Origin of the sequence: Enterobacter sp. CGMCC 5087 (genome assembly GCF_003144775.1) — a bacterium.
GTDB classification, from domain to species: Bacteria; Pseudomonadota; Gammaproteobacteria; order Enterobacterales; family Enterobacteriaceae; genus Enterobacter; species Enterobacter cloacae_M.
In genome coordinates this window covers 73,845-83,478 of sequence record NZ_QFXN01000030.1, presented here as the reverse complement: position 1 = coordinate 83,478, position 9,634 = coordinate 73,845, and the positions used below count along the sequence as shown (strand labels likewise).

Here is a 9,634-nt window from a genome sequence, read left to right as displayed (position 1 = left end):
ATGACGCGCAGCGGATTGGCGCCGTCGCCGCGCATACCGACGTTGTCTACGATGCCACCGGCGGGCCGCTGGCGGAAGCGATCCTCAGCGCGATGCCCGAGCAGGGCATGTTTGTCTGCTACGGGCTGCTCTCCGGGCAAACGTTCAGACAGCAACGGCCCGCGCCGCGCGTGGCGTGGTTCCACATCCGAAACGGTCTGGATGCGCTCGGCGCTGAGGCGTGGCGCGCGGAGTTTGACCGCATCTGGCTTAATTTGCCCGCCAGCGGGTACAGCGACGTCACGGTGTATCCGCTGGCGGAATGGCGGAGGGCGATCGGTACGTATCGCGAAGGGGGAAGGACCCGCAAGCCCCTCCTGTCGATGGAGGACTGACCGCTATTTATGGCTCATATCGCTCAGCAGCACGGCGATGGTTTGCCCGCCCGCCGTCTGTTCCAGGCCAATCTTAACGATAATGGTCAGCGGGACGGAGAGCAGCATCCCAACGGGCCCGAGCAGCCAGCCCCAGAAAATCAGGGATAAAAAGACCACCAGCGTGGAGAGTCCCAGCCCTCGCCCCATCATGCGTGGCTCAAGAATGTTACCGAACACCAGGTTGATGACCAGGTATCCTGCCAGCAGGATCAACGCGTCATAAAGCCCGCTGAAAACCAGCACCTGAAGGATAGGGGGGATCGCCGCCAGCACGGAGCCGATGTTGGGAATGTAGTTAAGCGCAAACGCCAGTAACCCCCAGACAAAGGCAAAGCGAACGTCCAGCGCCAGAAGCATCGCCCAGACGACACCTCCCGTGACCAGGCTAATCGCCGTTTTCAGCACCAGATAGCGGGATACACTGTCCAGCGCGCGTTGAATCGCACCCATACCCTCAACCGGACGGACCATCATCTGCTGCAGCTTTGCCGGCAGCTGCGGCACCTCCAGCAGCATGAACACCACCGTTAAAAACAGCAGGAAAATGGAGGTCATGGCATTGGAAAGCTGCGCCAGCAGGCTGGTGACGATCGTCATGGCCGCGTTGGGGTCGATATATTTCAGGAGCTCCTCAACCGAGACTTCGATACCCGCGCGCTGCAGCCAGGGTTCCAGCTGCAGCAGCGGTATCGCCAACGAAGAACGGTATTTCGGCAGCGTTCGCGCCAGCTCATTGAGCGAGGTCCCCAGATACGCCACCAGCAAGACCATCGCCACAATGATGATGCTGATAAGCAGCGTTATCGCCAGCACGCGCGGGATGCGCAGGCGCGTCATGCGCTGTACCAGCGGGTTAAGGATCACAGCGATAAACAGGGCCAGAATAAAGGGCACAATAATGTCGGCGGCAAAACGAACGCCTGTCAGTATGATCACCAGCATGCCCAGCATGATGACAATTTTTAACCCGTTCAGGGTAATAATGGGTTTAGCCATGGTGACTCCGAATTTTTCTTTATATTTATAATAAAGGTGAAAGGCGTTGCAATAAACTAACCAAAATCAAACGGTATGGGTAAAGAATTGCAAAGACTTTGAGTAAAATCCTGGCTTATGGTACAAATCTGGTGTGTTTAACTACCGAGGACAATTTTCATCCGCAAAGACGAGAAGCAACAACGCGGATAATTGTAATTTTATGGACAATATGTTCAGGACGTACTCTTCAAACAATACCGCTGTCTACTCCACCTCCTTCTGCCTGCTTTCTGGTGAGCAACACTGGCGCACCGCACTATAGTCATTTCTTCTGCCTGAGCTGGCGCTAAGCGCTTAGCTATCTGATTTCAATTCGTTTTTTTTGGGTTTGCTGCACGCAGCGGGCCACGATGGATTATATTCTCAAGCAGGAGAAAAACATGTTTTACTGGATCCTATTAGCGCTGGCTATCGTCGCTGAAATTACCGGCACGCTGTCTATGAAATGGGCAAGTGTCAGCGATGGCAACACCGGTTTTATTTTGATGCTGGTGATGATTTCGCTTTCTTATATTTTCCTCTCGTTTGCGGTGAAAAAAATTGCGCTGGGCGTCGCGTATGCACTGTGGGAAGGGATCGGTATTTTGTTGATTACGCTCTTCAGCGTGCTGATATTTGACGAAACATTAACAACAATGAAGGTCGCCGGATTAACGACGCTGGTCGCGGGTATTGTGCTGATTAAATCGGGTACCCGTAAGCCTGGCAAACAGCAGAAGGAGCAGAACCATGCAACAGTTTGAGTGGGTTCATGCGGCCTGGCTGGGGCTCGCCATCGTGCTGGAGATCCTGGCGAACGTTCTGCTGAAATTCTCGGATGGTTTTCGCCGTAAACTGTACGGCCTGATGTCGATTACCGCGGTTCTGGGGGCGTTCAGCGCCCTGTCCCAGGCGGTAAAAGGGATCGATCTGTCGGTGGCCTATGCGCTGTGGGGCGGTTTTGGTATCGCCGCCACGCTGGCCGCAGGCTGGGTGCTCTTCGGCCAGCGCTTAAACAACAAGGGCTGGATGGGGCTCATCTTGCTGCTTGCCGGCATGATCATGATAAAACTCGCCTGATAACGTTGCGATCCTTAGCTTCAGGCCTCCGCGCTGGCTTACTGTGTAGCCAGCGCTTCCAGCTGGTCGCGGAAACCGGTAACGGACAAGGCGCGGTTGTCGGCGCGCCATCGGTCTTTTGCCGCCGGGGCAGAGCTCTGGACACCAATCAACTGCCAGCCCTTGTCTGTTTTCAGCATCAGCGGTGAACCACTGTCACCCGGCAACGTATCGCACTGATGCGAGAGTACGCTGGTTTGCGCCCAGCCCGTCACAATACAGTCTGTGTGCGTATAGAGCGTATCCAGATGATCGACAGGATAGCCTGACTGCGTCACCTTTCGGTCGGCGGCTTTCAGCGCGGCGGTGAGGGCGGCCTTGTCGCCGTCAAATAACGGCAGCGGCGTAATGCCCGAAGGCGGGTAGCGTAAAAGGATCAGGCCAAAATCCCACGAGGCGGCCGCCGGTGGCACTATCCAGCCGTCGCCATCCGGCTTCAGGCGTTTGCCGAGAGACGGATCAACCCGTCCCTCAATGCCGTGGATTTCATAGCGCCAGGTCCCTTTTTGCGACACAAACCGCAAGGCAACCGCTTTATCCGGCTTGCCGTTTGGCGGAGTTAACAGGCAGTGGCCTGCCGTCAGGGCAAGCTGCGGGGTGATCAGCGTCGCAGTACATAAGTTACCGCTGGCGGTTTCCAGCTGGCCTATAGCATCCCAGGGGGCCTGGGTGGGATCGGCGACGCGCGTACGATCGTCATGACCAAAAAAAAGCGTCTTCAGCTCTTTCGGGCTAATGGTGTCATCACCGCCATCATCCGCATGTGAGAATCCAGAAAAAAGACCAAACGTTCCCAGTAACAACACAACAGATTTACGCATATCACACTCTGGTGGGGGTAATTATGATTATTAAAAGTGAACCCTATGAAAATACTATAGACGGGACAGCGCTAAAGTGGGAGTAAAATCAGCGTGCTACAATCAGGAAAGATAAAAATGGCTGGCGATGAGCGCGCATAAAATAAGCAGGATCAGAATCAGCTCAAACCGATAGCGTCGCAGCATACGCCCTCCGGAAATAAAAAAACGGCGCGGAACCTGTTCCGGTTCAGCGCCGGTTTACCAACGTGCCCCGAAGGGCACGGTTAAGCTTGTACTCTTACGCAGCTGGCTGTGCAGCTGGTTTAGCAGCTTCGTGTTTTACTGCTTTTTTGTGATGCTTTTTAGCAGCCTGAGCTTTCTGTTCTACAGCTGGTTTGGTTGCTTTTTTGTGGTGCTTTTTAGCAGCCTGCGCTTTCTGTTCTACAGCCGGTTTGGTTGCTTTTTTGTGGTGCTTTTTAGCAGCCTGTGCTTTCTGCTCTACAGCTGGTTTAGCGGCTTTTTTGTGGTGCTTTTTGGCAGCCTGAGCTTTCTGCTCGGTTGGTGCTGCGGTTGCTGGTGCAGCGGCTTCTTTTTTCGCTGCAGTTTTGTGGTGTTTCTTATGGTGAACCGCTTTTGCTGGCGCAGCGGTGGTGGTTGCAGCAGGCGCGGCAGCCGGTGCAGCAGTTGCGGTAGTGTCAGCAGCAAATGCAGCAGAAGACAGACCCATAGCAGCGGCAACAACCAGAGCTAATACTTTATTCATTCTCATACCCTCGAATTTGGTTTTTCATTTAACCCCACTGCGGGGCCGTTGAAATAACTATATCCCTGTAAATTCGAGGTTTCCGTGAGTGATTGGTATCGGCGTGTAACCGTATGTACATTACCGGGGTTCTGCACGGACGACCCCCTCTCCCTTGAGGGAGAGGGGTGGGGTGAGGGGGAATATACGGCTTCTTTACCTGAGGTCCCTCACCCCCAGCCAAACAGATTACAAATAGCGCGAGGTCAGATGTTCGCGGAAGTAACGGATATTCAGATCTTCACCCGTCGCCTGGGTGATTAATTGCGACGTGCTGAAGCGGCTGCCGTGCTGCCAGATGTTCTGACGCAGCCACTCAAAGAGTGCGGAAAAATCGCCCTCAGCGATGGAGGCCTGCAGACCCGGCAGTGCGGTTCTGGCGGCATGGAACAGCTGCGCGGCGTACATGGCGCCAAGCGTGTATGACGGGAAGTATCCAAAACCGCCGTCGGTCCAGTGGATGTCCTGCATACAGCCGTTGCGGTAGTTATCTTTGGTGGATAACCCGAGCCAGGCCTGCATTTTCTCATCCCACAGGGCGGGAATATCGTCCACCTCTATCTCGCCGTTGATCAGCGCACGCTCAATCTCATAGCGCAACACCACGTGTGCCGGGTAGCTCACTTCGTCCGCATCGACGCGGATATAGCCAGGTTTGACGCGCTGGTTCCAGGCAATAAAATTCTCTTCGCTAAACGCCGCCTGGCTGCCAAAGCGGGCGTGTACCGCAGGGAGGAGATGCCTGAGGAAGGCTTCACTGCGCCCCAGCTGCATTTCAAAGAACAGGCTCTGTGACTCATGGATCGCGGTTGAGCGTGCCAGCGCAATCGGCTGTCCTGCCCACGCGCGCGGCAGGTTTTGTTCGTAGCGGGCGTGTCCGGTTTCGTGGATCACGCCAAACAGCGCGCTGAGCAGCTCATCTTCGTCATAGCGCGTGGTGATGCGCACGTCCTCCGGGACGCCGCCGCAGAACGGGTGCGCGCTCACGTCCAGGCGACCGCCGTTAAAATCGAAGCCGAGCATCTTCATGGCTTCCAGGCCCAGCTCACGCTGTGTGGCCGTCGGGAAGGGGCCTTGCGGAGGAATAAACGACCGTTGAGCCTGTTTTTCCACCACGTTTGCCAGCAGGTCCGGTAGCCAGGACTTCATATCGCCGAACAGAACGTCCAGACGCGCGCTGGTCATATCGGGTTCAAAAATGTCCAGCAGCGCGTCGTAAGGCGTACAGCCTTTGGCTTCCGCCCGCAGGCGAGCCTCTTCGCGGCTGAGTTTGACCACCTCTTTCAGATTGGCGGAAAAGCCTTTCCAGTCGTTGGCGGGACGCTGGGTACGCCAGGCGTGTTCACATTTACTGCCCGCCAGCGATTTGGCTTCCACCAGCGATTCGGGCAGCAGGGTCGCCTGCTGGTAGTGGCGCGTCATTTCGCGCAGGTTGGCCTGCTCGACGTCATTCAGATCTTCTCCTGCCGCCGCCGCTAACAGGTCGCCGACTTTTTTATCGGTCAGGATCTGGTGCTGCAGGACGCTCATCTCCGCCAGCGCCTCGCCGCGCGCGGCGCTGCCGCCCGGCGGCATCATGGTGAACATGTCCCAGCTGGCGATGGAGGTAAGGTGCGAGAAGCGGGAGAGGCGCTGGAAGGTGCGGGTGAGTTGTTGGTAGTTATTGTTTTTCATGAAGTCCTCGTGTCTGAATCAGCCGATGACAAAAATTAGCATCGGCTTGATTTAAACACGAAGGCGCTGGAATGTTAATGCAGACGTTTATGCAAACTGGTGCCCACCAGCAGCGCCGCGCATAGCATCAGCGCGATAAACCCGCCTACGCCGTTCCAGCCGTAGTTATGCCAGAACACGCCGCCGAGGGTCCCGGCGATGCTGGACCCCAGGTAATAGCTAAACAGATAAAGAGACGATGCCTGACCTTTGGCGCGACGCGCGCGCGGGCCAATCCAACTGCTGGCGACCGAGTGGGCGGCGAAGAACCCGGCGGAGAAAAGCAGCATTCCGGCAAAGATGAACCACAGCGAGGAAAAGAGAGTCAGCAGCAGGCCGAGTAACATCACGCCCGTGAATACCAGCAGCACCGGCCCGCGTCCATAGCGTGCGGTCATCGCCCCGGCCTTCGGCGAGCTCCATGTGCCGGTGAGATAGGCCACAGAAAGCAAACCGACAACGGCCTGATTCAGATGCCACGGGGAGAGCATCAGGCGGTAGCCTATATAGTTGAACAGCGTGACGAAGGCGCCCATCAGCAGGAATCCCATCAGAAACAGGCGCGGCAAACCTTTGTCGCGCCAGTGCAGGCGGAAGTTGATAAACAGCGTTTTTGGGCGCAAAGAGGTCGGGCGGAAATGGCGCGATTCTGGCAGGATTTTCCAGAACATCAGGGCCGATGCCAGCGCAAAACACCCGATGACCGCCAGCGCAATACGCCAGCTAAAGAAGTCCGTAAAGACCCCGCTCAGCAGGCGTCCGCTCATCCCGCCAATCGAGTTCCCGCTGATGTAAAGCCCCATAGAGAAGGCAACAAAGCTCGGGTGGATCTCCTCGCTGAGGTAAGTCATCCCGACCGCCGCCACGCCGCTGAGCGAGAGCCCAATCAGCGCGCGCATCACCAGAATACCGTGCCAGCTGGTCATCATGGTCGAGAGTAACGTACAGACTGAGGCCAGCATCAGCGCGGTCACCATCACCTGTTTACGGCCAATGGCGTCGGACAGCGGCCCGGTAAAGAGCAGGCCAATCGCCAGCATGCCGGTAGAAATAGAGAGTGAAACGCTGCTGCTGGCAGGCGATACGCCAAATTCATGCGAGAGGACGGGCAGGATCGGCTGAACGCAATAGAGCAGGGCGAAGGTGGCCAGACCGGCGGAAAAGAGCGCCAGCGTGACGCGCATAAATTGGGGGGTACCACGTTTAATGAACTGGACCGGCTGCGGTGCTGCGGGTAAATCATTGATATCTCTTGCCGGATCGATATCAATAGTCGTTGTACGGCTCACACTGTTTCCTTGCTTAAACATCCCCGTGATTTCTGGTGACGGGTATGACCACCTGTTCAGGGTAGGAAAATGTAAATATTCTGTCTAATATATTAATAATCTCAAATGATACTTTAAAAATATGAATATCGAGCTGCGTCATCTTCGCTACTTTGTCGCCGTCGCCGAGGAGCTGCATTTTGGCCGCGCGGCGGCACGGCTGAATATCTCTCAGCCACCGTTAAGCCAGCAGATTCAGATCCTGGAACAGCAGGTCGGAGCGCGCCTTCTGGCCCGCACCAACCGAAGCGTGAGCCTGACGGCGGCGGGTAAGCAGTTCCTGATCGACAGCCGACAAATCCTGAGCATGGTCGATGACGCCGCCGCCCGTGCAGAACGGCTCTATCTCGGAGAAGCCGGAGAGTTACGAATCGGGTTTACCTCTTCCGCGCCGTTCATCAGCGCCGTCTCGGAGACCCTTTCGTCATTCCGTCGCCACTTTCCGGATGTTCACATTCAGACGCGCGAAATCAACACCCGCGAGCAGATTGCCCCGCTGAATGAGGGGGCGCTGGATCTGGGGCTGATGCGTAACACCCAGCTGCCGGACACGCTGGCGTGGGAGGTGATCCTGCGCGAGCCTCTAATGGCTATGATCCCGCACGATCACCCGCTGGCGTCGCGTCCGTCGGTTTCGCTGGCAGAGCTGGTAAAAGAGCCCTTTGTCTTTTTTGACCCGCAGGTCGGAACGGGTCTGTATGACGATATCCTGGGACTGATGCGCCGCTACGATCTTGCCCCGGTCATCACTCAGGAGGTAGGGGAAGCGATGACTATTATCGGCCTGGTCGCGGCCGGTCTGGGCGTGTCTATTCTTCCGGCCTCCTTTAAGCGGGTGCAGCTGCGCGAAATGCGCTGGGTGACCATTGCCGAAGAGGATGCCGTTTCCGAAATGTGGCTGGTGTGGTCAAAACATCGTGAACAGAGCCATGCCGCACAGCGCTTCAAACAGCAGCTAATGAGCGCCTCTGCCGGGCGGCATTTTCACGGAAAAGAGGGTAAAAATGTGCGGTAAATCACATGGCTAAGTAAATATTTGACGACGGCCATGGAAGTGCTTCACCATAGCAAACAGTTTATTTCGAAGCTCGAAAATAAGGGAGTACGAGGTGGTTGCTGATAGTCAGCCAGGGCATATCGATCAGATTAAGCAGACCAACGCTGGCGCGGTGTATCGCCTGATTGATCAGCTTGGTCCGGTTTCGCGTATCGATCTTTCGCGCCTGGCACAACTGGCACCTGCCAGTATCACCAAGATTGTCCGCGAGATGCTGGAAGCGCACCTGGTTCAGGAGACGGAAATTCAGGAGCCGGGCAGCCGTGGCCGTCCGGCAGTCGGGCTGGTGGTTGAAACGGAAGCCTGGCACTACCTGTCACTGCGCATCAGCCGGGGGGAGATCTTCCTTGCGCTGCGCGACCTGAGCAGCAAGCTGGTGGTGGAAGACCGGCTTGAACTGCCGCTCAACGCGGAGGAACCGCTCCTCGACGCGATTGTCTCGCATATCGATCACTTCTTTATCCGCCATCAGCAGCGGCTTGAACGCTTAACGGCGATTGCCATCACCATGCCGGGAATTATTGATACCGAAAATGGTATTGTTCACCGCATGCCGTTTTACGACGATGTTAAAGAGATGCCGCTGGGTGAGGTGCTGAAAAATCATACCGGCGTGCCGGTCTATATTCAGCATGACATCAGCGCCTGGACGATGGCGGAGGCGCTGTTTGGCGCGTCGCGCGGCGCGCGGGATGTGATTCAGGTGGTCATCGACCATAACGTTGGGGCGGGCGTGATTACCGACGGACGTCTTCTCCACGCCGGGAGCAGTAGCCTGGTGGAAATTGGCCACACCCAGGTCGATCCGTACGGCAAGCGCTGCTACTGCGGGAACCACGGCTGTCTGGAGACCATTGCCAGCGTGGAAAGCGTGCTTGAGCTGGCGCAGGTCAGGCTCAGTCAGTCCATGAGCTCCTCGCTGCACGGACAACCCTTAACGGTGGATTCCCTCTGCGCCGCCGCGCGCCAGGGCGATCTGCTGGCGAAGGATATTATTACCGGCGTGGGTAATAACGTTGGCCGCATTCTGGCCATTATGGTGAACCTCTTCAATCCACAAAAAATCCTTATTGGCTCACCGCTGAGCCAGGCGGCGGAGATCCTCTTCCCGGCAATCTCGGCCTGTATCCATCAGCAGTCGCTTCCCGCCTACAGCAAAAATATTGCGGTAGAAAGCACACAGTTTTCCAACCAGGGAACCATAGCCGGCGCGGCGCTGGTCAAAGATGCCATGTATAACGGCTCGCTGTTGATCCGCCTGTTACAGGGTTAACTCTTTTCCGCTGATGTAAGAAAAATTGCGCTATCTCAAGCCGGGTAGCGCATGCATCCCGTAGACTTCCTCCACTGAATTATTTACCTGGTTTATATTTTCGAAG

The 9,634-nt window shown here is 56.2% G+C and carries 9 protein-coding genes and 1 pseudogene; 5 read left to right on the top strand and 5 right to left on the bottom strand.

The features are described from left to right. Window positions 1-374, top strand: a pseudogene (locus DEO48_RS02890) (alcohol dehydrogenase); the annotation flags it as partial. A gap of 3 nt (window positions 375-377) precedes the next feature. Here the strand turns inward: DEO48_RS02890 and DEO48_RS02885 are convergent. Then, entirely contained in the window at window positions 378-1,412 is a 1,035-nt protein-coding gene (locus tag DEO48_RS02885; RefSeq protein ID WP_047742060.1) for an AI-2E family transporter, read from the bottom strand. Window positions 1,413-1,834: 422 nt separating this feature from the next. On the opposite strand from DEO48_RS02885, the gene mdtJ reads away from it, so the two are divergent. Beyond that, on the top strand, window positions 1,835-2,197 hold the full coding sequence (mdtJ, locus tag DEO48_RS02880) for a multidrug/spermidine efflux SMR transporter subunit MdtJ (RefSeq protein ID WP_023311502.1): 363 nt from the start codon (window positions 1,835-1,837) through the stop codon (window positions 2,195-2,197). Beyond that, entirely contained in the window at window positions 2,184-2,513 is a 330-nt protein-coding gene (mdtI, locus tag DEO48_RS02875) for a multidrug/spermidine efflux SMR transporter subunit MdtI (protein WP_109844317.1), read from the top strand. The genes mdtJ and mdtI overlap by 14 nt, the downstream gene beginning before the upstream one ends. 38 nt (window positions 2,514-2,551) lie before the next feature. Here the strand turns inward: mdtI and DEO48_RS02870 are convergent, their stop codons facing one another. The 4 genes from DEO48_RS02870 to DEO48_RS02855 form a co-directional block, all read right to left on the bottom strand. After that, complete coding sequence (locus DEO48_RS02870) at window positions 2,552-3,373, bottom strand: serine protease (RefSeq protein ID WP_109844316.1); 822 nt, start codon at window positions 3,371-3,373, stop codon at window positions 2,552-2,554. 280 nt (window positions 3,374-3,653) lie between these two features. After that, complete coding sequence (gene asr / locus DEO48_RS02865) at window positions 3,654-4,118, bottom strand: acid resistance repetitive basic protein Asr (protein WP_109844315.1); 465 nt, start codon at window positions 4,116-4,118, stop codon at window positions 3,654-3,656. A gap of 228 nt (window positions 4,119-4,346) precedes the next feature. After that, a complete protein-coding gene (locus tag DEO48_RS02860; protein ID WP_109844314.1) occupies window positions 4,347-5,831 on the bottom strand; it encodes a carboxypeptidase M32 in 1,485 nt (494 codons plus the stop codon). 74 nt (window positions 5,832-5,905) lie between these two features. After that, the gene (locus DEO48_RS02855; RefSeq protein WP_109844313.1) at window positions 5,906-7,159 is read right to left on the bottom strand and encodes an MFS transporter; all 1,254 of its coding nucleotides are present in this window, start codon (window positions 7,157-7,159) and stop codon (window positions 5,906-5,908) included. A 121-nt stretch (window positions 7,160-7,280) separates the two neighbouring features. Here DEO48_RS02855 and DEO48_RS02850 point away from each other — a divergent pair, with 121 nt between their 5' ends. Next, a complete protein-coding gene (locus DEO48_RS02850) occupies window positions 7,281-8,213 on the top strand; it encodes a LysR family transcriptional regulator (protein ID WP_109844312.1) in 933 nt (310 codons plus the stop codon). A gap of 94 nt (window positions 8,214-8,307) precedes the next feature. Continuing rightward, complete coding sequence (gene mlc, locus DEO48_RS02845; RefSeq protein WP_109844311.1) at window positions 8,308-9,528, top strand: sugar metabolism global transcriptional regulator Mlc; 1,221 nt, start codon at window positions 8,308-8,310, stop codon at window positions 9,526-9,528. The last annotated feature ends 106 nt before the right edge of the window (window positions 9,529-9,634 follow it).

Bases quoted from the DNA above. Each gene is read 5' to 3' on its own strand.
- DEO48_RS02885 (WP_047742060.1), bottom strand. From the start codon at position 1,412: ATGGCTAAACCCATTATTACCCTGAACGGGTTAAAAATTGTCATCATG.
- mdtJ (WP_023311502.1), top strand. From the start codon at position 1,835: ATGTTTTACTGGATCCTATTAGCGCTGGCTATCGTCGCTGAAATTACC.
- mdtI (WP_109844317.1), top strand. From the start codon at position 2,184: ATGCAACAGTTTGAGTGGGTTCATGCGGCCTGGCTGGGGCTCGCCATC.
- DEO48_RS02870 (WP_109844316.1), bottom strand. From the start codon at position 3,373: ATGCGTAAATCTGTTGTGTTGTTACTGGGAACGTTTGGTCTTTTTTCT.
- asr (WP_109844315.1), bottom strand. From the start codon at position 4,118: ATGAATAAAGTATTAGCTCTGGTTGTTGCCGCTGCTATGGGTCTGTCT.
- DEO48_RS02860 (WP_109844314.1), bottom strand. From the start codon at position 5,831: ATGAAAAACAATAACTACCAACAACTCACCCGCACCTTCCAGCGCCTC.
- DEO48_RS02850 (WP_109844312.1), top strand. From the start codon at position 7,281: ATGAATATCGAGCTGCGTCATCTTCGCTACTTTGTCGCCGTCGCCGAG.